Origin of the sequence: Paenibacillus sp. PastF-3 (assembly GCF_029893135.1) — a bacterium.
GTDB lineage: Bacteria > Bacillota > Bacilli > Paenibacillales > Paenibacillaceae > Paenibacillus_AQ > Paenibacillus_AQ nitricinens.
Genome location: NZ_JARXWM010000007.1, coordinates 271,702 through 297,151, shown reverse-complemented (window position 1 = coordinate 297,151; position 25,450 = coordinate 271,702). Strand labels below are relative to the sequence as shown.

21 protein-coding genes are annotated in these 25,450 nt (G+C 45.7%); 13 read left to right on the top strand and 8 right to left on the bottom strand.

The features are described from left to right. The first annotated feature begins 33 nt into the window (after positions 1-33). Positions 34-501 carry a VOC family protein gene (locus M2444_RS16405; protein WP_094872241.1) on the top strand — a complete coding sequence of 156 codons (468 nt, stop codon included), beginning with the start codon at positions 34-36 and terminating at the stop codon, positions 499-501. Between the two features lie 2 nt (positions 502-503). Next, positions 504-1,202: an SDR family oxidoreductase gene (locus M2444_RS16400; RefSeq protein WP_094878656.1), complete on the top strand. Its 699-nt coding sequence runs from the start codon at positions 504-506 to the stop codon at positions 1,200-1,202. 190 nt (positions 1,203-1,392) lie between these two features. Here the strand turns inward: M2444_RS16400 and M2444_RS16395 are convergent, their stop codons facing one another. The 4 genes from M2444_RS16395 to M2444_RS16380 form a co-directional block, all read right to left on the bottom strand. After that, a complete protein-coding gene (locus M2444_RS16395) occupies positions 1,393-2,400 on the bottom strand; it encodes a FecCD family ABC transporter permease (RefSeq protein ID WP_094878655.1) in 1,008 nt (335 codons plus the stop codon). Continuing rightward, positions 2,397-3,404, bottom strand: coding sequence for a FecCD family ABC transporter permease (locus tag M2444_RS16390; protein ID WP_280787481.1), 1,008 nt, complete (start codon positions 3,402-3,404; stop codon positions 2,397-2,399). Before M2444_RS16390 ends, M2444_RS16395 begins: the two co-directional genes overlap by 4 nt. A 5-nt stretch (positions 3,405-3,409) precedes the next feature. Further along, positions 3,410-4,357 (bottom strand): iron-hydroxamate ABC transporter substrate-binding protein, encoded by a 948-nt coding sequence (locus M2444_RS16385; protein ID WP_280787480.1) that lies wholly within the window; start codon positions 4,355-4,357, stop codon positions 3,410-3,412. Positions 4,358-4,533: 176 nt separating this feature from the next. Further along, positions 4,534-6,186: a helix-turn-helix domain-containing protein gene (locus M2444_RS16380; RefSeq protein WP_280787479.1), complete on the bottom strand. Its 1,653-nt coding sequence runs from the start codon at positions 6,184-6,186 to the stop codon at positions 4,534-4,536. Between the two features lie 228 nt (positions 6,187-6,414). Here M2444_RS16380 and M2444_RS16375 point away from each other — a divergent pair, with 228 nt between their 5' ends. After that, positions 6,415-7,248, top strand: coding sequence for a metallophosphoesterase family protein (locus M2444_RS16375; RefSeq protein WP_280787478.1), 834 nt, complete (start codon positions 6,415-6,417; stop codon positions 7,246-7,248). A 188-nt stretch (positions 7,249-7,436) separates the two neighbouring features. Beyond that, positions 7,437-8,597: a serine hydrolase domain-containing protein gene (locus tag M2444_RS16370; RefSeq protein WP_280787477.1), complete on the top strand. Its 1,161-nt coding sequence runs from the start codon at positions 7,437-7,439 to the stop codon at positions 8,595-8,597. A 104-nt stretch (positions 8,598-8,701) separates the two neighbouring features. Here M2444_RS16370 and M2444_RS16365 read toward each other — a convergent pair whose 3' ends face one another. Together M2444_RS16365 and M2444_RS16360 are read right to left on the bottom strand one after the other, a co-directional pair. Beyond that, on the bottom strand, positions 8,702-9,319 hold the full coding sequence (locus tag M2444_RS16365; protein WP_280787529.1) for a helix-turn-helix transcriptional regulator: 618 nt from the start codon (positions 9,317-9,319) through the stop codon (positions 8,702-8,704). Next, positions 9,207-10,487 (bottom strand): AraC family transcriptional regulator, encoded by a 1,281-nt coding sequence (locus tag M2444_RS16360; RefSeq protein ID WP_280787476.1) that lies wholly within the window; start codon positions 10,485-10,487, stop codon positions 9,207-9,209. The genes M2444_RS16365 and M2444_RS16360 overlap by 113 nt, the downstream gene beginning before the upstream one ends. A 110-nt stretch (positions 10,488-10,597) precedes the next feature. On the opposite strand from M2444_RS16360, the gene M2444_RS16355 reads away from it, so the two are divergent. The 5 genes from M2444_RS16355 (at position 10,598) to M2444_RS16335 (ending at position 19,816) form a co-directional block, all read left to right on the top strand. Continuing rightward, on the top strand, positions 10,598-12,862 hold the full coding sequence (locus M2444_RS16355) for a beta-glucosidase family protein (RefSeq protein ID WP_094878648.1): 2,265 nt from the start codon (positions 10,598-10,600) through the stop codon (positions 12,860-12,862). Positions 12,863-13,316: 454 nt separating this feature from the next. Continuing rightward, positions 13,317-15,140, top strand: a complete 1,824-nt coding sequence (locus M2444_RS16350) for a glycosyltransferase family 2 protein (protein WP_280787475.1) — start codon at positions 13,317-13,319, stop codon at positions 15,138-15,140. Between the two features lie 14 nt (positions 15,141-15,154). Then, positions 15,155-17,608, top strand: a complete 2,454-nt coding sequence (locus M2444_RS16345; RefSeq protein WP_280787474.1) for an exosporium glycoprotein BclB-related protein — start codon at positions 15,155-15,157, stop codon at positions 17,606-17,608. A gap of 53 nt (positions 17,609-17,661) precedes the next feature. After that, positions 17,662-19,494, top strand: coding sequence for an RCC1 domain-containing protein (locus M2444_RS16340; protein WP_280787473.1), 1,833 nt, complete (start codon positions 17,662-17,664; stop codon positions 19,492-19,494). A gap of 190 nt (positions 19,495-19,684) precedes the next feature. Further along, a complete protein-coding gene (locus tag M2444_RS16335; protein WP_256990718.1) occupies positions 19,685-19,816 on the top strand; it encodes a hypothetical protein in 132 nt (43 codons plus the stop codon). A 173-nt stretch (positions 19,817-19,989) separates the two neighbouring features. Here M2444_RS16335 and M2444_RS16330 read toward each other — a convergent pair whose 3' ends face one another. Both M2444_RS16330 and M2444_RS16325 read right to left on the bottom strand, forming a co-directional pair. Beyond that, entirely contained in the window at positions 19,990-22,575 is a 2,586-nt protein-coding gene (locus M2444_RS16330; protein ID WP_280787472.1) for an FAD-dependent oxidoreductase, read from the bottom strand. Between the two features lie 6 nt (positions 22,576-22,581). Continuing rightward, positions 22,582-22,866 carry an ArsR/SmtB family transcription factor gene (locus tag M2444_RS16325; RefSeq protein ID WP_036675735.1) on the bottom strand — a complete coding sequence of 95 codons (285 nt, stop codon included), beginning with the start codon at positions 22,864-22,866 and terminating at the stop codon, positions 22,582-22,584. A 102-nt stretch (positions 22,867-22,968) separates the two neighbouring features. Here M2444_RS16325 and M2444_RS16320 point away from each other — a divergent pair, with 102 nt between their 5' ends. From M2444_RS16320 to M2444_RS16305, 4 genes are all read left to right on the top strand, one after another. Continuing rightward, entirely contained in the window at positions 22,969-23,289 is a 321-nt protein-coding gene (locus tag M2444_RS16320) for a rhodanese-like domain-containing protein (protein WP_094874737.1), read from the top strand. Between the two features lie 10 nt (positions 23,290-23,299). Further along, positions 23,300-23,713: a rhodanese-like domain-containing protein gene (locus M2444_RS16315; RefSeq protein ID WP_280787528.1), complete on the top strand. Its 414-nt coding sequence runs from the start codon at positions 23,300-23,302 to the stop codon at positions 23,711-23,713. Next, the gene (locus tag M2444_RS16310; RefSeq protein WP_280787471.1) at positions 23,713-24,081 is read left to right on the top strand and encodes a rhodanese-like domain-containing protein; all 369 of its coding nucleotides are present in this window, start codon (positions 23,713-23,715) and stop codon (positions 24,079-24,081) included. Before M2444_RS16315 ends, M2444_RS16310 begins: the two co-directional genes overlap by 1 nt. 434 nt (positions 24,082-24,515) lie before the next feature. After that, a complete protein-coding gene (locus M2444_RS16305; RefSeq protein WP_280787470.1) occupies positions 24,516-25,193 on the top strand; it encodes a hypothetical protein in 678 nt (225 codons plus the stop codon). Positions 25,194-25,450: the final 257 nt, after the last annotated feature.

Genomic DNA, 25,450 nt, shown 5'->3' with positions numbered 1-25,450 from the left:
TGGACTTGTCAGACTAATAGGAGGTTGATACGCATGTCAGGATGGCTAGGCAATCATTTTGTTACGCAGATTGGAATATTAGTGAATGATGTTGAAAAGGTAAGTACGGCATATGCCGAGTTTTTTGGACTCAAAAAGCCGGAAATTATCGTTACAGATACAGAAGATGTTGCACAGACACGGCATAATGGCGTGGCGACGCAGGCGCGGGCTAAGCTGGCTTTTTTTGATATGGGCTCTTTGCAGCTGGAATTGATTGAACCGGATCATGAGCCGAGTACGTGGCGCGATTACTTGAATGAGCATGGTGAGGGACCTCATCATATTGCTTTTGTGGTTGAAGGAATGAAAGAAAAGATAATGCTGCTAGAAGGCAAAGGCTTTCCACTTCAGCAAAAGGGTGAGTATACCGGTGGGCGTTATGCTTATATGGACACTTTCAAGGAGTTAAAGGTGATTGTGGAGCTGCTAGAGAACGATAAAGATAACGGGGAGGAGTAATTATGAATATTATTATTACCGGTGCAGGACGTGGACTAGGTTATGAGCTGGCGGCTGAAGCGCTGAAGCGTGGTCATGGAGTTATTGCCGGGGTTCGCCGTCCCGCTCAGGAACAAACAGCGTTATCCCAGCTTGCTGAAACCTATGGAGATAAGCTTACCATCGCTGCGCTGGACGTGACGGACGAGACGGGAATCGCGGCACTTGCTGCGAGTCTACAAGAACAAGGACGCTCGCTCGGTGCCATTATTAATAATGCGGCGGTGCTCAGCGCCCGGGATACATCGATTGAAGTATTGGATTTCCAAGATATGCTCACAACGATGGATATTAATCTGTATGGACCAATGCGAGTGGTTAAGCATTTCTTGCCGTTACTCACGGAACCCGAATGCTCGATCATCAATATATCGTCGGAAGCAGGAAGTATAACGAATGCTTACCCGAACGACTATCCTTATGGCATTTCCAAAACGGCGCTCAATATGTTCTCACAGCAGCTGCATGTGTATGTAAAAGAACGCGGGATTCAAGTGCTCAGCGTGCATCCCGGCTGGATGCACACGGATATGGGCGGGGCAGAGGCACCAACAAATCCTAATCATAGTGCCGAGGGAATCCTAGACCTGATCGAGAAGCGAACTACACGGGAAGGTCATTTCATGTTTGTAGATTATACGGGTAAGGATATGAAGATTTAGCTGATTAGATACCGCTCTTCTCGGTTGAAATCTGATGACAAAGACGGTCGCTAGCGCTCCTGCAGTTCCAAACTTCCCCTCCGATCCTTCTCGCTATTCGTTATAATCTTTTATTCAGCCTATATAAATAGGAGTGGCAGTAGAAAGAACCTCGGTAATTGTGCCGAGGTTTTTTTGTCTAAACAAATGCTTATTTCTTAAGCAATAAATAAGCGAAATAAGGTACGCCGATTAGCGACACCATGATTCCTGCCGGAATACCGTCAGGATCGACGAGATTGCGGCCAACGGTGTCCGCGATCAGAAGTAGCCAGCCGCCCAACAACACAGCGACGGGAATAAACATCTGATTACGCGGGCCGACTAGCGATTTCGCAATATGTGGAGCCATCAGTCCGATGAAGGCGATCCCACCTGTGACAGAAACTGCGGAGGCTGAAGCTGCAACTGCCGTGAGAATCAGAACGATACGTTCACGTTCGAGATTCATCCCGACACCAATGGCAGATACTTCACTTAGGCTGAGCAGGTTGAGTCGCTGCGATTTGTACAGGGTAAAGGGAACTAGTAAGATCAACCAAGGCAGTAAAGCCCAGATGAATGGCCAATCTGTACCCCATATATTCCCCGCGATCCATTTAGCAATAAAATCTACCTTGGCACGATCCGCGGAGGAAATGATCACGATCATAACGCCAGACAGCGCTAGGGAGAACCCTACCCCAACAAGCACTAACCGAACAGGGTCAAGCCCCTTAGTCCGACTATATGAAAAAAGATAGATTAACGCTGCTGTAAGTAATGCCCCTATGAAAGCAACCAGCGGCAGCGCATAAATGAATGATCCGGCGCTAACCGGGAAAAAGAGAAAGAAAGCAGCGACAGCCACACCTGCACCGGAGTTGATACCAATAATACCGGGGTCGGCTAGATCGTTTCGTGTAACGCTTTGCAGAATGGAACCGGATAACGCCAAGGCCATGCCTGCCAGCAGTGTAATCAGAATCCGCGGCAATCTTACAGAGAATAATACAAAGTCCTCTTTAAAGGTTCCATGCCCGAACAGAACCGGAAGCAGTCTGTCAAAAGATAGAGAAGAATATCCGATTCCCATGCTGACGATTGCTGTCAGCAGAATCAATCCGCTGCATACACATAGGATAATACGTTGCTTTCGTACGGGAGCAGAGGAAATCATGAGAGTGTTTTACCTCCTTTCCGAACAACAAACAAGAAGAAAGGTAGCCCAAGCATAGCTACTACGGCGACCACTGGCGTCTCATAAGGTGCATGGATTGTCCGTCCAATTGTATCCGCGAGAAGCATGAACGATGCACCTGTAAAGATCGAGATCGGCAATATATACCGGTAATCGGTACCGACAATCTTACGGACAATATGCGGAATCATCAGCCCCACAAAAGCCATATCCCCAATTAGAGCGACCGATGCTCCAGTCAGCAGAATAATAAGAGTGAATAGAATCCCTTTAACCAAAGCTAGGTTTTGGCCTAAACCGATGGCTACCTCGTCACTTAAGCTAAGAATGGTTAACTGGTTTGAAAAAAATAATGCGACCACGATGCCGATGAGGATCACAGGTGCGATAGCCTGAAGCTGGCCCCAGGTTGTGCCAATCAATCCACCCGCTGTCCACATGGATACATCCTTGGATATTTTGAAGGCAATGCTTACGCCACTTGCGATAGCATACAGAAAGGCAGATACCGCTGCACCGGCGAGTACGATTCGAATCGGAGAGAAGCCACCTTGGCGAACAGAACCGAGAACAAGCACTAGCACGGCTCCTAGGGCAGCGCCAAAGAAACAAGCGATCATGGTACCAAAATAATTCAGTCCCGGCAGAAATACAAACGTAAGAGCCAGCGCCATATTCGCGCCCGAGGTCAGACCGAGCAGGCCTGGGTCGGCTAATGGATTGCGTGTAACCCCCTGCATGATAGCACCGGATACGGCAAAGGCCGCACCGATCAGCATGGCGGCGAGTTCGCGAGGCAGCCGGATCTCACGCAGAATAAGGACATTGTCTGCTTTTGAATTTGAGGTGATGGCGAGCCACAGATCATTGAAAGTGGTTTCTTTAGCCCCGAATAGCATAGCAATCACGAGGCATATAACCATTACCAGCACGCTACCAAGCAGCTTATATAAAAATGGAATGGAAGTTTGCTTCGTAGTCATTATCTTTATTTTCCAAGAAATTGTTGTTCAAAGAATTCCAACTGGTACTCAAGGCTAAGTGGATCGTTAAAATAGAATGCTTTTGCATCAGCTTCGTAGACATGATTATTTTTGACAGCAGGGATGCTCTTGTAGATTTCTGTATTCTGGAAGGAATTGTCCTCATCCGCATTTTTACTGAAAATAACGTAATCGCCCAGATAATCCTTCAGCACTTCTGTCGAGACAGCAAAGAATCCATCTGTTTTGGTGCTTTCCTTTACTGTTTCTGGCATGCCAAGCTTGAAGTCCCCATAGAGGAGTTCAGTTCCGCGGCCAAAGTTATACCCGTATACATACAATTGCTTATTAAAGGTCTCAATAACAGAGACAGTGGCATTATCACCGATCTTCGCTCTGATTTCTTCACCCGCTTTTTTGGTACGGGCACTAAAATCATCGACCCAAGCCTGAGCTTCTTTTTCTTTATTTACCAATTTGCCGACTTCCAGCTGTTGGGTTAAGTAATCCACTTTATTATAAGTATAAGTAACGGTCGGTGCGATTTGCTTGAATTTATCGATATTCTTAATATCGGAGAGCCCGATGATCAGATCCGGCTGCAGTTCAATGATTTTCTCCAGGCTTTCATCGCTAACCGCTTCTACGTCTTTTAGCTGTTCTTCAAAGCGTGGATTGGTTTTGGACATTTCGTCTACACCTACAACAGGTACACCAAGTGCCATGACATTCCCGGTTAAAAAACGGGTGAGTACAACGACACGCTGAGGATGTGTTGGAACCTCAACAGGGCCGCCTTCGGATTGATAAGTAAAAGTCGCACTTTCTGACTCCGCAGCAGGAGTAGAAGATGGGCTGTTTGTAGGACTAGCATCATTCTTCGCCTGATTTCCCCCACAAGCACTGAGTGCAATCCCCATAATAAGTACAAACGGAATAAATATCTTTCTCATTAAATCATTCTCCCCTTTTTTTGTATGACAGTGTTACTTTGAACAATTCAAACCGTGTAAATCAATCTTCAGCCTATGCTTTAGAGTGATTATGAGAATCATTCGCATTTGTAATCATTATAGGGATCCCTTATGTGCCTAACCATGCCTTTTTGTTGGAAAAAAGACTTGGACTATTATTTGCCTCTGAATAAAGCTACAGCACGTCCTAGTTGTAAGCGAATCGAAGCGGGGTTATAAGGAACCCAATCATCCAGATCAAGTAAATGGACTTTCTTCTGCTGCACTGCGGAAAGCTGGCTCCAATAAGGGGATTGAAAGATCGCTTCAGTGTGCGCGGTAGAGCCTTTGGCATCGGGAAATACAATGACTAAAATTCGGTCTCCTGCATAATCTGCAAGATCTGAAACTTCAATCGAAATTGAATGGAACTGGTCTCCCAGTCTTTTTATCTCGTTGTCAATCAAGGTCGGAGCTCTAAGTCCAAGGGATTGGTATATCACATAGCCTACATTTCTTGCCCCGTAAACGAGTAGCTCGTCCGGTTTAATGACCAGAAGGGTCACAATTTCGTTAGCGATCGCACCTTGCTGTATCACGGCACGAGCTTCTAGTTCTTCTTGTTCAAAAGCATCTAACCACTGCTCAGCCCGATCACTCCGCTGAATGGCTCGGCCAATTAGGCGGAGCTGATCTTTCCAGCCGATTTCGTTCCAAGAGACTTCCATAATAGGGGCTACTGCCCGTAGCTGCCCAGCATTCAATCCGTATTCTTCCAAATGCTCTTTGGCCGCAATAATCAGTTCAACGTTGGCATCAAGTAAAAGCGATCGGATCTGTTCAGCCGAGCTATTTGTGTTGATAAACTTCATCGACTGAGGTGGCTCCTGATCCGAAAGATTCAAATATTCACTACTTTCAGAGATGGTAACCGCAGGTTCTAAGCCAAGTAACAGTAAATGGCTTGCATATGGGGTGAGCATTACGGCAACTCGCTGGAAAGAGCTTCGGCTGTAACCAGATGGAGATGCGCCTGTCTGCAGCTTAAAACGACGGCTGAGATAAAATTCATCCTTGTAGCCTACCTTTAGCGCAATTTCCCTAAGTGTACCTGAACCGTTAAGCAAAAGCTCCTTGGCACTATGGACCCGTAGCCGCGACAAGTATTCGCTCTGGCTGAAGCCTGTTACCTGCTTGAACAGCGTTGAATAATGCGAGCTGCTTACACCCGCAATGGCGGCTAAGTGCTCACGTGTTATTTTTTCGCTAAAGTGATTCTCCAGGTAAGAAATGCTCCGTTCCATCGATGGCTGCTCGTTGACTGTATATCTGGCTTCCTGCTGTTCAAGCAATTGTAGAATAATCTGATGAAAGAGCATTTGATTCTGTACATGACGTGTTTCTCGATCTGGCAGTCGGTGAAGATACAACTCCTTGACACTGGATACAATGGTAGGCTCATAAGGAAACAACAGCATATTTGAACTCGAAGCTATTTCGCTTTTTCGTACCATCGTACTGCCAGGTATAGTTTGAGTCTGCTCTTGAATCCAGATGGTGAGCTTATAGGCATGAAGCGGCTGCTGGAGATTTGTAATTATAGAGGCATGAGTATTAGCGGGGAGAAGGATTACGCTTCCTTCCGTAAGCTCATAGGTTAGATTATTGACTTCAAGGCTTCCTTTACCAGCGGCAACGGCCAGTAATACGGTTAGATTCTCATGAATCTGAACTCTTGGTAGATTTGAGGTCCCATACATCGATTGAATGCTGCCAGCGCTATATAAAGGAAAATGAGATTCGGCCCATTCCGGGATAACGTTATTCAAAATAAGGCCTCCGTTACTTGAATATATTTTGAAACTATAATGCTATAGATTGAACTGTATTATTGACGTCTGTGGAACTCATTATAACATCTTACCTTTTTAGATAAGCCTGTTAATTATCTGCTCTATATATTCTTTTTAAAGGATACGTCTGTCCAAGAGAAAGCACATTGGATCGAATATACATACTACCAGGAATTCTTCATCCATTTTAAAGAGGTGATTAAGATGAAAAAGCAGATAGCCTCCACTAAGAAGCGAAGGCTTCTTGCCAGTCCTAAGCCCAAACGTAATCTGAATCTTAAAGCAAAAGCCCAGACTATTAATTTCGCGGTTATTGGGGATAGCCATGTGGGATATGGGAATAGCGCAAGCATTTTTAGAAATCTTCTGCCAAAGGCTGTGGGGAGCGGGAATAAGAGGTTTGTTATTTTTGGAGGAGATAACACGCAAGCGGGAGCGAATCATGGAAATAATGCAAATGCCTATTACAAGGACTTCAAGGATACAGTTACTAGCACGCTCGGAAGCATCCCCTATAAAGCATCGATTGGAAATTGGGAGGCAAGTACCCAGTCCTTATTCACACAATATTTAGGGGCTGTTGAAGGACAAATGAATTTCCCTGGGACACAGGGCAAAGTGAAGTACGTATGGCTCAATTGTGCGCTTGGAAAATTTTCGCCGGCCAGTATAAATCTATTAAAGAATTTAGATGACCAGCATTACTACATTATTGATTTTCATTGGCCTTTAAAAGTGAGCGGGATCACGGTCGATCCTAGCCATGTATTAAGCGCGGCGGAGACTGCTAAGTTTTTTACGTCTATTCCTGTAAAGGTGAGAGATAAAGTACTGGCTATTTTTACACATCATGGGCATTTGTTTTACCGAAAGCTTACTAATATATATCCAGGGTATACAAATACAAAATTCTTTGTGTGCGGATGTTCGGGTGATTATAAATGTAAGCCGAGTGGTGATCGCGGTTATTACAACGCCACACTAACCATCAATGGGACGGCATTAAATGTCGATGCTTTTAAGGTAGCGGTCTCTTAGTGAAGAAGTGGATGCGGTTAAAATAAAACGCTAATTTTCGGGATAAACCCGAGATTAGCGTTTTATTTTATTAAGAATAGCCCATTAACCATGTAGTCACAGGTAAATAGTGAGTAAGCAGGATTATTTAATATATTTGTATAATAGTTTATATATGTATTGAATAAATTTGTTTAGGGGGGCTATCCATGAAAGAACTATTATTTCATTCTTTAGAACAAGCAGGTGTGTCGGCTTACGGTGTAGAGCGCATACGTATAGCAGCTGCACAAATGGTTGAAGACAACATCACACCGGCACAAGTTATTGTTGCTGCAAGAAAGGGTACGCTACTGGTCCATCAAGCGAACGGGAAATTCGGTCCGGAGCCAGGCGCAGCGGAATTAACTGTAGATGCTATTTATCCGCTGTGTTCTATAACAAAACTGTTTACGGCAACCGCTATAATGATGTTAATGGAACAAGGGAAGATTGGTCTAAACAGACCTGTTTCCGATTACCTCCCCGAATTTACAGGTGAAGGCAAAACTAAGGTATGCGTACATCACTTATTGACACATACCTCTGGCCTGGAGGGTGAGGTGATTTGGCAGAACGGACAGTTGAAAAAGGAACAAGGAGAATACCCTCCACACGAACCTAATCAAGATCCAGATCAGCATAAGTACTTATATGGCGGTTATGATGCACCGCTTAGTAACGAACCTGGTACGGTGATGTCTTATTGCGGATATGGTTATGAGCTGTTGGGTGAAATCATCCGGCGCGTTAGCGGACAGGCTTATGATGTATTCGTAAAGGAAACCATTTTTAAACCGCTTGGTATGGAAAATACATATTATCGTGTACCCATGGACGTGCTGGACAAAGTAGTAAGACGTGCACCAGAAGCGGCGTGCGCGGAATGGGTAGACAGCGAGTATAATTTGAATTCCGTATCTGCGGGGGGCGGCGCGTACTCCACGGCTATGGATTTGGCTGTCTTTGGCCAGATGTTTCTTAACGGTGGGATATATAACGGAGTACGATTTCTTAGTCCGGTTACCGTAAAAGAAATGACCCGCAACCAAATTCCAGGCGTATCCTCACAATATAGAGACGAGGTTTTTCCAGAAGCGTATTGGGGGTACGGATGGGCGATTAACGGCTCGAAGCGTGATGGTGGAGATTTGTTCTCTCCAGAAGCCTATTCACACTGGGGCGCGGCAGGTCCTTTCCTTTGCGTTGATCCGATTTATCAGACGGTGACCGTTCATTTATCCGTAGAGTTGGATCACCAGAAGCCATTTAAAAATATGTATGTTGATTACTTCAACAATTCTGTTCTGGCAGCCATCACTGATCTTTAATCGAATTTGGTTACCATTCTAAAAAAAGCCTGAGGGAAACTATTAAATAGGTTCCCAGGCTTTTTTCCTATTCCAACTCATGTTAATGAAGAGATTATCCTTAATCAACAAATGTAAGATCTATATCTATTTTTCCCTTTGGATGCTTTGCTTGTAATGTCCCCATTTTTTGCTTTCATTTTCAAAGTATCCCCGACCGCAACTTTTGTTACCTCTAAATCGCCATTTGAAAGGGTTGCATCGATGGAACCTTTTACGCTCACTCCGGACAACAACGCATGGTCATTTTTGGTCTCGATATTCAGATCCTTATCCATCTCTACATTGCTAAAATCACCTTTAATGAATTTATGTAGCGCTAAGACAGTCTCCCATTCCTTTAGAAAATCATGGGTTTTATCTTTCCCTTGCGGAGTGATTTTATAATATTTTCGCAATCGACTATTGTGTTCAGTCGAATACACGGTCTCACAGTTTTGTGTCTCTAAACGCTTTAAAATTGGATAAAGCGTTGATTCGGAATTCTCAATATGCTCAGAAAGATCTTTGACGATTTTGTATCCATGATCCCCCCTAACACCCTTTGAATGCGCTCTTTCTTGTCTTTTTTTAATTACTGTTAGTATCCTTATTGGTTTTGAATTGTCTAGGGGTGACGCCCGTGTATTTTTTAAATACTTTGGTGAAATAGCTTTGGTCGTTGAATTGCAGACGGGTAGCAATGTCGGATAGGTGGATTCCAGGTAATTCAATTAGCCGTTTAGCTTCTTCAATTCGTTCGATTTGAATAAAATCGCTAACGGTGAACCCGGTCTCTTTCTTGAATAGCTGAGAGAGATAACTCCTGTTCAAGCCTGCAACCATTGCCAGGTTATCTAGGGAAAGCTCTTCATACAGATGATTAAAAATATAGTTCTTACAGAGGGCCACAGTTCGCGACAGTTGTGCACTTCTATTATTTCTGACATGGTCAGCGAAATCACAAAGCGCATGAAGAAGAGCGTTGTCTACTGCGGGAATATCCTTCAGTTCTTCGATATGCTGGATATGAAAATCGCTGAGGGTATAGGAAATCTCCCAATACAGCCCTCCATCTATCGCTGCACGTGTAGCGAGGGTAATACAGGAGATCGCCAAATTTTTTTTGCTGCGTAACTGACTTTTTTTAGAGAGTACACCGTAATTTTCTTCGGGGAATGAAGCTTGGCTTCGTAGCAGCTCGGCTTTATTCCCATTTTTGATATGGTGAAATAGAGCCTTTTCCAGCATAGGCTCGTGATGGAACCATGTATTCTCTCTACGGTAAGAGACATCCAAATCCAAGCTGTCGCTAGAGGGCTGTTTGGGTTCAAGCGCTCGAGAGTCAAGCAGTAGTTCGCTCAGGGTCAGAGTTTTTCCAGTAATAAGAGAATAGAGAAGCATAGCGGTATGGTACAATCTCATCCGGTTCATTACAGGCAGATTGCGATAGTAAGTAAGGCATTGATCCTGAATTCCGTAGGGTACTTCATTGTCACGCATTAGACTGAAGATACTGTCTCCTGAGAGTTGAGTAAATAACGAGGGACCCATTACAATGGTGCCTCCGCCATTATGCTCGAAAGGAAGATCGAGAAGGATATAATTCTCTAAGAAATTAGTAGTGCGAATGATTGGTATTGAGGCATTTGAGCTATCGTGATAAGAATTGTTTTCTCTATTATTCGAATTTGCAATTTCTGAAAGGAGTTCATTGATGTTATGAGCCCACGGGGCGCTCTCTGAAGAGGAAGGAAGCGCTAGCTCGATTCTTCGATTGGAGTCAAGCAGAAACACAGGAATTTGAAGCGATTCATACAGCGCTTTACAGATATATTGAGCTCCTTCATGATCGTCCAAATAATTCAACATTTTAAAGCCTCCTTACCCAACAAGAATACCAAAAATACAATAATAATGCCATAAATCCGGTATGAAGTAGATTAAAATGAGGATAGTATACATTCAGAGGAGGTATTTTTATGAAAACCAACATTCATGAACTCATCGCACAAATGACCCTTGAGGAGAAAGCAGGACTCTGCTCAGGGCTTGATTTTTGGCATACTAAGGGCATTGAACGACTCGGAATCCCCTCTTTAATGGTAACGGACGGACCTCATGGTTTACGTAAGCAAAAAGAGAGTGCCGATCACCTCGGGCTCCATAACAGTGTACCCGCAACGTGTTTTCCTTCAGCAGCAGGGATGGCTTCTTCCTGGGATCGGGATTTAATCGGACGTGTGGGTGCAGCACTAGGGAAAGAGTGTCAGGCAGAGAATGTCGCTGTTCTGCTCGGGCCGGGAACAAATATTAAGCGCTCCCCACTAAATGGTCGTAACTTTGAATATTTTTCGGAAGATCCTTATCTCTCGTCGGAGATGGGTGGAAATCATATCAATGGTGTGCAAAGTGAAGGAGTAGGGACCTCACTCAAGCATTTTGCCGCAAATAATCAGGAGCACCGGAGAATGTCCGTTGATGCCGTTATTGATGAGCGGACGCTGCGGGAGATTTATCTGGCTAGCTTTGAAGGTGCAGTTAAGAAGAGTCAGCCATGGAGTGTGATGTGCTCTTACAATCGCTTAAACGGTGAATATGCTTCAGAAAGTGAGTTTCTCCTGACAAAGATTCTTAGAGAGGAATGGGGCTACGCAGGATTCGTCGTTTCCGACTGGGGGGCGGTCAATGAGCGAGTGAAGGCACTGCAAGCAGGGCTGGAACTGGAAATGCCATCCACCGGAGGACTTGGCGATGCCCAGATTGTAAAGGCTGTACAAAATGGTGAACTAGCTGAAGAAATATTGGATCTTGCGGTAGAGCGATTGCTTACTTTTGTTATTAAAGCGGTAGAGAGCCGTAAAGAGAATGCCTCATTTAATGTTGAGGATCATCATCGTTTGGCACGCGAAGTAGCCCGGGAGAGCATGGTGTTACTTAGAAATGAGGATGGGATTCTGCCGTTGTCTAAGCAAGGGACTATTGCGGTGATCGGCGAGTTTGCTAAAAATCCGCGTTATCAGGGCGGAGGCAGCTCACATGTGAATCCGACGAAACTGGATGATGCTTTTGAAGAGATGAAGGCTCATGCAGGTTCTGCCGAACTGCTGTATGCGCAAGGATATGAACTGAATCATGACACGATTAATGAAGCTTTGCTACAAGAGGCACGGAATACAGCGGCAAAAGGGAATGTAGCCGTATTGTTCCTTGGACTTCCGGATAATTATGAATCAGAGGGTTATGATCGCAGTCATTTGTCACTTCCAGAGAGCCATAAAGCGTTAATCGATGCAGTAGCTGAGGTACAAAGCAATATCGTCGTTGTACTCAGCAATGGTTCACCCATAGAAATGCCTTGGATTCATAAAACGAAGGGTATTCTTGAAGGTTATCTAGGTGGTCAGGCTTTTGGCGGTGCAGTGGCAGATTTACTGTTTGGAGAGGTTAGTCCAAGTGGCAAACTGGCAGAGACCTTCCCGATGAAGCTGAGCGATAATCCATCCTTTCTTAATTTCCCAGGTGAAGGGGATACGGTAGAGTACAAAGAAGGCTTGTTTGTAGGCTATCGTTATTATGATAAAAAAGAGCTTGAACCGCTGTTTCCTTTCGGCTTTGGTCTAAGCTACACCGCGTTTCAATACAGCAATTTGAGAATCTCCAAGAGCAGCATAAAAGATACCGAGAACGTACAAGTTACGGCTACCGTCAAAAACACGGGTACTCGCGCAGGAAAAGAAATCGTTCAGCTCTATGTTAGCGACGTGAAGAGCAGCGTGATCCGCCCACTTAAGGAGCTTAAGGGCTTCCAGAAGCTAACGCTTCAGCCTGGTGAAGAGCAAGTGGTTTCTTTTGAACTGGATAAACGCTCCTTTGCTTATTACAACGTCAACATTGGCGATTGGCATGTGGAAAGTGGAGTTTTTGATATTGCTGTTGGTTCATCTTCACGAGATATTCGTCTGACTGCTTCGATTGAAGTAGAATCGACAGTTCCCCTTCCGTTAAGTTATCATCGCAACAGTACCGTTGGTGATTTGCTAGACAATCCACGTACGGCGGATAAAGTGAAGGAGTTCAGCAGTATTTTTGGAATGGAAGATGCGATGGACGATAATCCGGAAATGTTCGTGGCGATGATGAAATATATGCCGCTGCGGGCACTGGTTGGGTTCGGTCAAGGGAAATACACGGATGAAGATTTAGCGAAGGATCTGCAAGAATTTAATGCTTTGGCTGTAGAGTAGGTGGAATAGTAGGGAGTAAACCTCAACGTTCGCATTTCACGATATATTTAGAAAAAGGCTGCCCTTAGAGGCGGCTTTTTTGGATTTTGAAGGATTGAGTTAATGAATCTAAATTATTCATTCATTCTCTTCTATATGACTTATATTACATTAAATACCATAATGTCATATGACTAAATTGATGACAACGTACACTATTTAAATGCTCTTCTTATATATATATTGATGAAATGACATGTGTTAGATGCAGATGGAGGTATGGAAAAATACGATATTCGATAACCTTCTTGATGTGCGGGTGATTTTTAAATAGCAACTTTAGTTGTCTTGTCTGCATTGTTGTTTGGATGATAGATTAGAAAAAACGTCGAATTAGGAGGAAAAATGAGCTTTAAGGAGTTAATCATGTCTGGAAGCGATCTACAACTAACTAATAATGGATGGTACAAAGCGAATGAATATTAGCATTATATTGTTGGCTCAGCACTTTAATCTAACCGTACAATGTCTGGATCGAATCAAGCAATATACGCCTATGCCCTATGAGCTGATCGTCGTCTCGGATTACGAATCTACTGAAGTGTCGAATTTTCTTGCATATGAATACGGTGTTCATGTCATTCATAGCAGGAGTAAAGGGGTTGCAGCTGCATTTAATCTGGGCGCGCGGTCAGCTTCTGGTGATCGTCTTGTATTTATCCGCGATCAGATCATGGTAAATGAGGGATGGCTAGAGCAGTTGTCGAGCTGTTTGGATCATTATCCGAATGCTGCGATCGCGGGTCCTAGAATGAATGACGTTAGCGGTGGTCAAAGGATTCCCATTGTTTATCAGAACATGGAGCAACTCTATCAGTCGGCATCCATGCTTGCTATTGGGAAGTCAATGTCTTGGACCCGGGTTTCTAGGCTTGTTAGTTTGCTAATGATGATGCCGCGTCGCTATTTTGAGGAGATTGGGTCCTTCGATGAGAGGTTTGAGGTCGAATCCTATGAGGATGATGATCTGTGTTATCGCGCGTTATCAATGAATCTGGATGTTTACATAGCGGAAGGATGCGTAGTCTTCCGGAAGGAACCTCCTTCAGTAAATCCCAATGATCCCGATTGGTACAATAATAGATTAATCTTGAATCGTGCTAAGGCTATAAGCAAATGGGGATTCGATTTAACTTCGTCCTTGCATTGCGGCACGCGGAAGGTCACGGTCAGCTTATGCATGATCGTGAAGAATGAAGAGCAAACCTTAGGACGTTGTTTATCCAGCGTGAGGGAGCTAGTCGACGAGATCATTATTGTGGATACGGGTTCGAGTGATGGAACCAAAGCGCTCGCAGCTTCTTATGGGGCTCGGGTTTATGATTTCGAATGGGTGAACGATTTCGCTAAGGCAAGAAATTATGCCTTCAGTCTCGCGACTCAAGAATACCTGCTGTGGTTGGATGCGGATGATTATCTGCAGTCAGAGGATGCAGAGGCTCTAGGGTCCATTGTATCCGGATTAGCATGGGATATCGATGCCGTGTCGATTCATTATTATCTCGAGCGGGATAAGGACGGTAACGTAACTTCGAGTTTAAGGCGGAATCGTCTGGTTAGACGAAGTTGTGGTTTCCGTTGGATTGGAATCGTTCATGAGTACCTGGAGGTCGAAGGCAAAGTACTCTATGCCGAGTTAGGCATAACGCATGATAGAAAGCATACGCAGTCTTCGCGTAATCTGCTTATCTATGAGGGGATGATAGAAGCGCAGGCGAGCTTCACTCCGCGGGATTTATTTTATTATGCTAACGAGTTGTATGATCACGGCCTATGGCAGCGAGCGATAGAGCAATATGATACCTTCATTGCAATGCCGGATGGCTGGATGGAGGACAAGCTGCTAGCGAGCCGGCGTGCCGCCGATGCATTGGCACAATTAAGCCGCTTTCAAGAAGCTAAGCTTAAAGTACTTCAAGCCTTTGCATTGACACCTCCCCGAGCAGAAGCTTGTTGCCAATTAGGGGCTTATGAGCTAATTGAACAACGGTTCGAGAATGCTGTTTTTTGGTACAAGCTAGCCACAGAAGTTCCTAAGCCGACTGAACCTAACGCTAGAATAGACAATTCGGCATGGACGTGGCTGCCACATTTGCAATTATGCGTTTGTTATGATCGCTTAGGTCAACACGAAGAAGCTAACTATCACAATGAATTAGCTGGGAGTTATGTACCGAAGCATCCGAGCGTCATGGCAAATCGCGATTATTTAAAGCAATACGTAACTTTATATACTTGAGGGGGATATGGTTAATGGCAAGACTAAAGAGAGCAAAGGCAAGTGGGAAGAAGAGTGGAAATTCGTTAGCCTACAAGAGCTCAATGGCATTTATTCTAATGAGTCAGTTAATTGCACCATTGAGTCCTGCTAATAGTGGTATTCTACCCCGGGCAAGCGCCGCGGCTTACAGCGATGTCAATACTTCTTCATGGGCGTACCAGTATATCACCAAAGCGTCCGCACTAGGGGTAATTGAAGGAGACGGTGCAGGCAACTTCAACCCGAGCCGTCCTGTCACAAATCAGGAAGCGGTCGTTATGGTGCTCAGGTTCATGGGATATGAGCAGCCTAAGGCAAATGGCGTGAGCCTGCCCTTCACTGTAGATTCATGGGCAACTGTATGGTTGCAGCAAGCAATTGACATCGGTCTAGTAATTCCAAGTGAGGAAGAGAGACCAAACACCGTCATCTGGGGAAAAGAACAAGCGAGTAGAGAGTGGATAACACGTCTAATTATTCGTGCGGCAGGCAAGGAATCTGAGGCGATAGAGTTAAAGGACGGCAATATCGGTTTTTCCGATGCATCAGACGCATCGGACTGGGCAGCAGGCTACATTAATGCTGCAGTAAACCGTAATGTCATTTCGGGTTTCCCTAATAATACTTTTAAACCTAAGCAGACGGCTACTCGTGCCGAGTTTGCTGCTATTTTATCTAAGACCGAAATATTTGCGAGCACGGTATCCGATCGAATTATCCATGGCTCTGTCGTCTCGATGTCGAAGAATTCAATCGAAGTGTTGAGCAGCAGCGGCCAGACGTCGGAGTTCAAAATCAATACCCATTCAGTTCTGTTCGGAGACAATGGCAAGGGTGTACTGCCTACAGGAGCATTGGTGACGCTCATCCATAATGGAGGAGTAGCTTCCTTCGTTGAAGTATTGGGAATGGGGGCAGCAGGGCAGGCAGGTTCGAAAGGTGAAAAAGGCGATAAGGGAGATACGGGCGCAACTGGCGCAGTAGGTCAAAACGGGGCTTCTGGTTCCAGTGGACCGCAAGGAGCAACGGGAGCAACCGGAGCAGTCGGAGCAACTGGAGCAGTCGGAGTAACTGGAGCGACCGGAGCTAACGGTGTAAATGGAGCAGTCGGAGCGACCGGAGCGGCTGGAGCTAAGGGTGTAACAGGTGCGGTCGGCGCGACTGGAGCAACTGGAGCGACCGGAGTGGCTGGAGCTAAGGGTGCAACTGGTGCGGTCGGAGCGACTGGAGCCACCGGAGCGGCTGGAGCTAAGGGAGCAACAGGTGCGGTCGGCGCGACTGGAGCCACCGGAGCGGCTGGAGTTAACGGAGTAACAGGTGCGGTCGGCGCGACTGGAGCCACCGGAGCGACTGGAGCCACCGGAGTAACAGGGGCAATCGGCGCAACTGGAGCAACTGGAGCGGCTGGAGCTAAGGGAGCAACAGGTGTGGTCGGCGCGACTGGAGCCACCGGAGTGGCTGGAGCTAAGGGTGCAACTGGTGCGGTCGGCGCGACTGGAGCCACCGGAGCGGCTGGAGCTAAGGGAGCAACAGGTGCGGTCGGCGCGACTGGAGCAACTGGAGCGACCGGAGGGGCTGGAGCTAAGGGTGCAACAGGTGCGGTCGGCGCGACTGGAGCGACCGGAGCGGCTGGAGCTAAGGGAGCAACAGGTGCGGTCGGCGCGACTGGAGCCACCGGAGCGGCTGGAGTTAACGGAGTAACAGGTGCGGTCGGCGCGACTGGAGCCACCGGAGCGGCTGGAGCTAAGGGAGCAACAGGTGCGGTCGGCGCGACTGGAGCAACGGGAGCAGCTGGAGCAACTGGCGCGACTGGACCAACCGGAGCGACTGGGCCGCAGGGAGTCCAAGGCATACAAGGTGTAACCGGAGCGACGGGACCTACGGGCGCACAGGGAGCAACCGGGGCATCTGGCGCATCAACAATAATTCCATTCTCTTCAGGCGCACCAATAACCATAACGACAGCCCTCGGAGGATTAACCAACACAGTGGCGATGCTCGGATTTGGCAATTCGTACTCAGGAGCTAGTATAGTAGGTGGAAAAATAGATTTAACCAGAAGTAATGGCTCTGATCCTACAAAAGATCCATACAATCAGGCGTTTATAGTTCCACGTAATGGTACGATCACTTCAATATATGCTTTCTTCAGCACAACTGTAGCTATGACTTTAGTAGGCACAACCGTAAACATTCAAGCACAAATGTATAAAGCGGATAGAGACAGCAACAGTTTTACTCCTATTAGTGGTGCAGCAGTATCCTTGGCGCCTGCTTTCACAGGAATAATATCAATCGGATCTACTAGTAACGGATTAAGTACAGGATTAAATACTTCTGTTCAGGCTGGCGATCGCTTAATGTTAGTGTTCTCTTCGACGGCTTCCGGTCTAAGCTTGATAAATACAGTAACAGGTTATGCGAGCGCTGGAATTGAAATTAAGTAATTCAAGATTTGGGGTTGAAACCCTCCATTTTGTTTGATAGGAAGTGATTAAATATGGCAAGGAAGCTAGTTTCGATAAAAAGATTGAGTTTATTGTTGGCGTTAGTTCTTATATTTTCATTCGTCATTCCATTCCCATCGTCTGCGGGGTATGCAAAAGGACGTGCTATTGAAGAGGTAAAGCTCTTGGCTGCACCGGCAAATTTGGCAGTTAGCGGCACAACCTCCACAAGCATCGGCCTTAGCTGGGATGCCGTAGTAGGAAGCTCTTACTTCGATCTGAGTTATAAGGTAAGCCTAGTGGAGCAGACCAATTCCAGCGTGACCGATGTGGTCTACACCTTTGATTCAGGCGGATTAACGGAGTATACGGTGAAGGGATTAGCTTCCGACAGGAGCTATACATTCACGGTCCAAGCGGTAAATTTATCTGGACCTGTGTCCAAAACAAGTCTCCCTTTAATTGCAAATACGCTTCCAGCGGAAGCACAATCTCCGGCAACGAAAGAAGAGGAACTCCCTCTAGCCGATCAAGAACCCCCGAGTACTCCCGAGCTAAGTCTTACCGGTCGAACATCGAATAGTATTAGCTTGGCATGGAGTTCATCCGAGGATAATGTCGGAGTTGCGGAATATGTTCTATATCAAGACTCCAATCTGTTGGCAGAAGTAACGGTCAGCACAACAGTCTACACGGCTGTCAACTTGAAGGCTGGACAGGAGTACACCTTTTTAGTACAAGCTATAGACGAAGCGGGGAATAAATCAGCAATCAGTAACGAGTTGAAGGTTAGTACACTTGATGATGTAAGTATGGTTGGTCCGGTTATGAGCATGGGCAACGGGAATTCCTTCCATACATTAACTGTGCAGCCGGATGGTAGCGTATGGGCCTGGGGCAATAATAGGAAAGGTCAGCTCGGTGATAGCACGACCATCACTCGTAATAAGCCTGTGCGAATGGTTGGTTTGCCGGAGATCAGCGCTGCATCCGTTGGACAAGACCATTCCATCGCACTCGCGACGGACGGAACAGTGTGGACATGGGGAGGCAATAATGTGGGCCAGCTGGGTAATGGTACGTTGGAGTCCCAGCTTATGCCGCAGCAAGTGCCTGGATTAGCGCGTGTCGTAGCGGTTCAAGCGGGTGAGCAGCATTCGATAGCGTTATTGTCCGATGGAACGGTGTGGGCATGGGGACTTAATGCATATGGGCAGCTTGGAGATGGGACCACCGAGGATAGTGCATCACCGGTGCAGGTTATAGGCTTGAAGTCCATCGTATCGATCTCGGCCGGAGCCTTTCATAATCTAGCGGTTAGTCGCGATGGTCAGGTTTACGCATGGGGGGTCAATGCGTATGGTCAACTCGGCGATAACACAAAGATTGACCGCGCGACTCCCGTGCAGGTTGCTGAATTAAGCGGTGTTTCATCCGTATCTGCCGGCTTTTATCACAGCATGGCAGTGAAAAAGGACGGAACCTTATGGAGCTGGGGAACGAACGTCAAGGGGATCTTGGGTGATGGGACATCCGAAGATCATTATACTCCCGCTCAAGCGGTGGATCTGGGTTCAGTGATCAGCGTATCCGCTGGCGCCTTGCATAGTATGGCGCTGAAGAGCGACGGAACCGTATGGATATGGGGAGCGAACAACGAGGGCCAGCTCGGTGGCGGAACCGAGTCGGAGCGTTCCATCGCGTCTAAGCTCGATATTGGCAGTCGCATCGTCACTATTAGTGCAGGGTATATGAGCGGCGGTGCGGTTAGCGAGGAGGGAACCTTGCTGACTTGGGGTTACAATGGATTGGCCCAGCTTGGTAATGGCACTTATACTAATGTCATAGATCCGGTTACAATTCCACTTGTAGAAGAAACTAATTAAATTTGAAAAGTAGGGAATTCCAAGCCAAAGTGCAGTGGATTCCCTATTTTTTATATGAGGACCAAAAGAGAAAATTCTTTTAATATTCATAACTTTATCACTACAGCTATCCTCATGACTGCATGACTATTAAAATGATGTATCCGAACATATCACCTTCCGCATTTTAACTGATGGGGGAGAACAGTTCTTGCTCCGTCTTTACCCGGATAATGAACCTCGTAAGTGCCTTGTCTTACCCGAAGCTGTAACCGATTTGGAAGGGGCTTATATTATGGAAACGTCGGCGAGTGATGGACAATGGTACAGAAGGATGGAATGATCCACGCCGACTAACACAATAGAAATGTCGTTTTTCTGGATCGTGAACCGTATCCTATCAATTTTGGCAGGTGATCATATAATGAGACTAGAATGCTTCTTAACCTTCTTATTTGATAAGTAAAAAAGACTCTTCTATATAAATAGAGGAGTCTTTTTGCGGTGTTAAGGTATTTAGATAAATAGATTATGACTAGATTGATCGGCTTGACCGAGGTAATACCCAACGCCGCCAATTCCCACGCCGTCGATAAGTTCTTCACGGGTGATGCCCATAAGATCCATAGACATTTGGCAGGCAACGATCTCGACGCCTTGGTCGACAGCCATTTGAATCAATTCTTCCAAAGATGAGACATTATTGTTCTTCATTACAGAGCGAATCATTTTGGAGCCCATACCCATCATGTTCATATTCGAAAGTGTTAGCTTCCGACTGCCACGTGGCATCATCGCTCCGAACATTTTGCCGATGAAATTCTTGTTCACAGGTACTTTTTCATCCTTGCGGATAATATTAAGGCCCCAGAAGGTAAAGAACATCGTTACTTTTTTGCCGCTGGAGGCTGCTCCGTTGGCAATGATAAAGGAAGCGATCGCTTTATCCAAATCACCGCTGAATACAACCATCGTACTTGCGTTACTAGTTTGGACAGGTTGTGCTCCTGTTGGTATGGAATCCGCAGGAATACCTTTGCGCAGATAAGCTTCTATCATGCCCGTAGGCAGCTTCGTTAATTGCAAAAGCGTGTGCTTCGACATACGAGCCCATGCCTTGATATCTTCATAGAATCCAGGATCGGAAGCCGTTACCTTTAAGACTTGGCCGTCCAAGAGCGGGTCCATGCTCATTTTGACTTGGATCAGCGGCCCAGGGCAGCATAGGCCGCAAGCATCAAGTACGGAATCAGGTGTTAGATTCCATTCTTGGTTGGAAGTGGCGGATACAGATGCGCTGGAGTTGGATGCGAAAGCTGTAGTGTTGGTATTGGCTGCAGCAGTGCTAGTCCCAGTACCATTGCTAGTGTCAGTTCCCGCCGGTGCTCCCGTTGCTGCGATTTCTTTACGGGCTGCTGAAATACCTGCGTTTGGCGTCAAACTATCTTTTTTTTTAGGCGAATAATTACTCATTTGATATGTCTTATAGCCTCCGGTCAGATTCTTCACACGGAAACCCTTTTGCTGTAAAATCCGGGAAGCGGTATAGCCTCTAAGTCCAACTTGGCAATACACCCAAATTTCTTTACTAGGGTCAAGCTCGGCTAGACGACCACGCAGATCATCTACAGGGATGTTAATAGAGCCTTCAATATGGCCGTTGGCATGCTCGATTTCCGAACGTACGTCAACTAAAATGGTATTGTTGTTGTCACGACCTTCTAAATCCTTAGGAACGAATACTGTGGTCATACCTTTCAAAATATTTTCAGCGGCAAAGCCAGCCATATTCACTGGATCTTTAGCGGAAGAGTAAGGAGGGGCATAAGAAAGCTCCAATTCCGTTAAATCAGTAACCGTACCTCTAAAACGAATCACTGTAGCGATATCGTCGATACGTTTATCTACTCCACTATAACCAACAGCTTGTGCACCGAGCACCGTACCTTTTGGATCAAAAATCAGCTTCATTGATATTGGAGTTGCCCCCGGATAATAAGTTGCATGAGAGCTTGGATGTACGTAAATCACGTGATAAGGTAAGCCTAAACGCTGAAGTGTTTTTTCATTATTACCGGTAGAAGCACCTGTCACACCAAATACTTTAATGATAGAAGTTCCTTGGGAGCCTTTGTAAGTCGTACCTAGACCGCTAACGTTGTCCGCTGCAATCCGTCCTTGCTTATTGGCAGGGCCTGCTAGTGGAATGGCGGTTTTAGTTCCGTTTACGAAATCAACCACCTCGACCGCGTCACCAACTGCGTATACCTGATCTAAATTTGTTTCCATGCGCTCATTGACCAAGATATGCCCGCGTGGACCGAACTCTAAACCACTATCCTTCAGGAAAGAGGTATCCGGCGAAACGCCGATAGCCAGCAGAACCATATCACTTTGCAGCACAGTGCCACTCGCTAATTGAACTTCTATTTGTTCGCCAACTTCTGCAAACCCTTGGACCATATCCGAAAAAATAAGATTAACGCCATGCTCGTCGAGCTCTTTTGCCAAAATAGAAGACATTTCGGTATCGAAAGGAGCTAAGATTTGCGGGCCTGCCTCAATTAAGGAAACTTCCAGTCCAGCTTCTCTCAAGTTCTCAGCCATTTCAACACCGATAAACCCACCACCGATCACAACGGCGGAACGAGTACCTTCGGCAGCGACTTTGGTTTTGATTTTGTCAGTGTCGGGAATGTTACGAAGCATGTGAATTTTGGAGCTCTCGATACCAGGTAAATTCGGACGAATCGGTTTAGCGCCTGGCGATAAAATAAGCGCATCATAACTCTCTTCATAGGAACCACGTTCCTTGCTTTCCACTCGTACTTTCTTGTTTACAGGGTCGATAGACACCACTTCGCTTTCAATCCGAACATCGATGTTAAAACGTTTATGCATCGCCTCAGGTGTCTGAACCAGCAGCTTGGAGCGATCCTGAATGGAACCTCCGATATAATAAGGTAGTCCGCAATTAGCAAAAGAAATGTATGGATCACGCTCAAACATAACGATATGAGCCTCTTCATCTAATCTCCGAAGCCTGGCGGCCGCTGATGCGCCTCCTGCAACTCCACCGACAATCAGTACTTTTTTACTCATGATGATTTATTCCTCCCCAAGAAATAGCTGAATTAAATGTTTGATCTTCTCGTCTTTCACAGAATAGTTAATTTCAAGTCCATTACGTTCGGTCTCCACAATGCCAAGCGATCTAAGCTTCTGCAAATGTTGGGATACCGTAGATTGTGGAAGGTCGAGACAGTCCTGCATAAAACTAACGTTGCAGCTGCCTTTTTCAAGCAGTCCTTTAATGATGCACAAGCGAACGGGATGAGCGATAGCCTTTAAGGTTTCGGCGGTTTGGTTATAGGCTTTGAAATTTTTGTCCATGGTTATGAACTCCTCGCTTTACAATATCCTTATATCGTAATATTATGATATAGTGATATGAAAATCAAGTTATTTTTTAAAAAAGAGAAGGAGAGATGCTCGATGTCTTTTAAAATTTCAAAGGAAATTACCCCACAGCAAGTCGCGGAACTTCTGAAAAATGGAGAGACTCCTACGCTGCTGGATGTACGTGAACCCGCTGAATATGTGGAAGGACATGTGATTGGTGCTAAGCATATTCCGATTGGACAGCTGTTAATGCGTATAGATGAACTAGATCCTAATGATGAGATGATTGTGATGTGCCTAAGTGGTGGTCGAAGTGGACTGGCATGTGAGCTGTTGAGTGAAAAGGGATATAATGTTGTGAATATGATGGGTGGATTAAGTGCTTGGACGGATGATTATTTGGAACGGGGGTAATGGCGTGAATATGGTGTTTAGGATCCTACTAAGTATATTAATTGCTTTTAGTATTGTAAGGTTCTTACGTTCCGTTTGGCCAGTGCGCTCACTCTCCAATGTAGAAGCCCGCGACGTTCGAGAATTAGCAGATGAAACATTGGATATGAAAATGCTCGATGTAAGAGATGCCGTAGATTATGAGAAGGAAAGTATCCGTGGCTCGATAAATATATCAATAGGGCGGTTAGCCTATGTCTGGCAGCACTGTCTATCTCCGGACGATTCGATTCTAATTCTTGCTGATAGTTACTATAAAAGAAACAAAGCTGCGAGAATTCTTTATAAGCAGGGCTTTCGAAAGTTATATGCGGTAAATGGTGATTTTTTAGGGAATAAAAGAACGCTTTCCGACATTTCGGTGAAAGGTTGTTGTGAAGGATAATGGATTTAAGCTCATTAATGTCCCGTCTTGGATTTGGCAAAAGTGAAAGTGTAACTGTAAGGGTAAAAACCTTGAAGGTGGTAGAGTTTCGTAGCGAATTGGAGCAATCCAAAAATAAGCTGCTGATCGATGTCCGTGAACCGGATGAATACAAGAGTGGATTTATTCCGGGGGCGAAAAACATCCCGCTGTCTCAGTTGGAAAAGCGGCTCGGTGAGATCCCGAAGGATCGGGATGTGTTACTCTACTGCCGCAGCGGTATGCGAAGCAAAAGCGCAGCGTCGATTCTGAGTAAGCAGAGGTATACTCGGCTTGCACATTTGCAGGGCGGGGTAAGCAGCTGGGATGGGAAGTTGAGTCGACGGTAGGCTTTAAGGAATTTCGTCCTGAGCATAGTTCACCTGAGGTAGCTTTAACGTACTTAAACCAATTAGCTTTTTTAATGGAACTGAATGCTGTGGTGAGGCAAATGTAGATGAATTACTCTAACTGTGCTAACTAGGTTAGTTAGCACTAATTTAACTTACTGTAACTGAACTGCTGTATGAGCTAACTTAGCTGTATCTACTGTAACTGAACTGCTGTATTTAGCTAACTTAGCTGACCTTACTTTATCGCAACGTACTTTAAACTAATTAGCTTTTTTGCTGGATAAGTTTTATTTAGCTGGATCTAGTGTTGGCTGTTGAGTGTTATTGACAGTATTAGAAAGTGAATACTATACTTTTGAGTAATAGGATGAAGCACGTCCCGTACCCATATTGGGTGCGGGATTTTTTTATGCCAAGGAGGAGTGTAAAGTATGGGATTTGCGGAAGAGCATCGTAAGTGGTTAGAGGATCATATTAGTCGAAGAACAGGAGAACGTCGGGGGAGATTGGAGCGGGGACATGGCCATGGTGAGCGGATGTTTTTGGAGAAAGTATGGTGGCCTATGATGGGGCATTTCAATGACCTTCATCCTGAATATGAAGTGGTGGATTGGCGTAGCAAGCCCTACTTTGTTGATTTTGTGTGGAAGCCTGGACAGGTTAAGTTTGCATTTGAAGTAAAGGGCTACGGCCCACATGTGCAAAATACAGACCGAACGCGCTACAGGCAGGAGCTGAATCGAGAGACTTATCTGCAAATCGCGGGTTATCGGGTGGTCGCGATTCCTTATGATGATCTGGATGCGAGTCCTGAACTTACGATTACTTTGTTAAGAACATTGCTGATGCCGTACCTCGCTGTGAAAATGGAGGAGAAAAGGGAGTTTAGCCGACTGGAACGTGATATTTTACGGATTGCTGTGCGTTCGAATGGGTGCATCCGGCCGGTTGATTTGGTGAGGGAGCTTGGGATTCACCCACGGACGGCTAAAAAAGGGTTGAGTGCTCTCTGCGAAAAAGGAAAGTTTTCCCCCATAGTTTCTCAGGAGAGTGGCATAGTTTGCAGATATGAATATATCCATTCTTTCAAGGATTTTCAGCTATGGTGAGGTAACTAAATGCCTTGGATATCGCCTAAAAGGCTGGAATCAGGCAAAAGGAAGGCACAAATGCCTTGGATATCGCCTAAAAGGCTGGAATCCGGCGAAAGGAAGGCACAAATGCCCTAAATCAGCCCCCCGGCCCTAACTCGTACTTTCACTTATGGATACGGGCGAGCGAAGCCCCCCATAAATCTCTAATTTTGACCTGATTTTCGCTTAGATTGTTAAGGTGTTACTTATCGAGCTAATCTTCTATGATTAGG

What these genes read in the sequence shown, in the direction of transcription:
- M2444_RS16405 (WP_094872241.1), top strand. Translation starts at nt 34, where the DNA reads ATGTCAGGATGGCTAGGCAATCATTTTGTTACGCAGATTGGAATATTA.
- M2444_RS16400 (WP_094878656.1), top strand. Translation starts at nt 504, where the DNA reads ATGAATATTATTATTACCGGTGCAGGACGTGGACTAGGTTATGAGCTG.
- M2444_RS16395 (WP_094878655.1), bottom strand. Translation starts at nt 2,400, where the DNA reads ATGATTTCCTCTGCTCCCGTACGAAAGCAACGTATTATCCTATGTGTA.
- M2444_RS16390 (WP_280787481.1), bottom strand. Translation starts at nt 3,404, where the DNA reads ATGACTACGAAGCAAACTTCCATTCCATTTTTATATAAGCTGCTTGGT.
- M2444_RS16385 (WP_280787480.1), bottom strand. Translation starts at nt 4,357, where the DNA reads ATGAGAAAGATATTTATTCCGTTTGTACTTATTATGGGGATTGCACTC.
- M2444_RS16375 (WP_280787478.1), top strand. Translation starts at nt 6,415, where the DNA reads ATGAAAAAGCAGATAGCCTCCACTAAGAAGCGAAGGCTTCTTGCCAGT.
- M2444_RS16370 (WP_280787477.1), top strand. Translation starts at nt 7,437, where the DNA reads ATGAAAGAACTATTATTTCATTCTTTAGAACAAGCAGGTGTGTCGGCT.
- M2444_RS16360 (WP_280787476.1), bottom strand. Translation starts at nt 10,487, where the DNA reads ATGTTGAATTATTTGGACGATCATGAAGGAGCTCAATATATCTGTAAA.
- M2444_RS16355 (WP_094878648.1), top strand. Translation starts at nt 10,598, where the DNA reads ATGAAAACCAACATTCATGAACTCATCGCACAAATGACCCTTGAGGAG.
- M2444_RS16350 (WP_280787475.1), top strand. Translation starts at nt 13,317, where the DNA reads ATGAATATTAGCATTATATTGTTGGCTCAGCACTTTAATCTAACCGTA.
- M2444_RS16345 (WP_280787474.1), top strand. Translation starts at nt 15,155, where the DNA reads ATGGCAAGACTAAAGAGAGCAAAGGCAAGTGGGAAGAAGAGTGGAAAT.
- M2444_RS16340 (WP_280787473.1), top strand. Translation starts at nt 17,662, where the DNA reads ATGGCAAGGAAGCTAGTTTCGATAAAAAGATTGAGTTTATTGTTGGCG.
- M2444_RS16330 (WP_280787472.1), bottom strand. Translation starts at nt 22,575, where the DNA reads ATGAGTAAAAAAGTACTGATTGTCGGTGGAGTTGCAGGAGGCGCATCA.
- M2444_RS16325 (WP_036675735.1), bottom strand. Translation starts at nt 22,866, where the DNA reads ATGGACAAAAATTTCAAAGCCTATAACCAAACCGCCGAAACCTTAAAG.
- M2444_RS16320 (WP_094874737.1), top strand. Translation starts at nt 22,969, where the DNA reads ATGTCTTTTAAAATTTCAAAGGAAATTACCCCACAGCAAGTCGCGGAA.
- M2444_RS16315 (WP_280787528.1), top strand. Translation starts at nt 23,300, where the DNA reads ATGGTGTTTAGGATCCTACTAAGTATATTAATTGCTTTTAGTATTGTA.
- M2444_RS16310 (WP_280787471.1), top strand. Translation starts at nt 23,713, where the DNA reads ATGGATTTAAGCTCATTAATGTCCCGTCTTGGATTTGGCAAAAGTGAA.
- M2444_RS16305 (WP_280787470.1), top strand. Translation starts at nt 24,516, where the DNA reads ATGGGATTTGCGGAAGAGCATCGTAAGTGGTTAGAGGATCATATTAGT.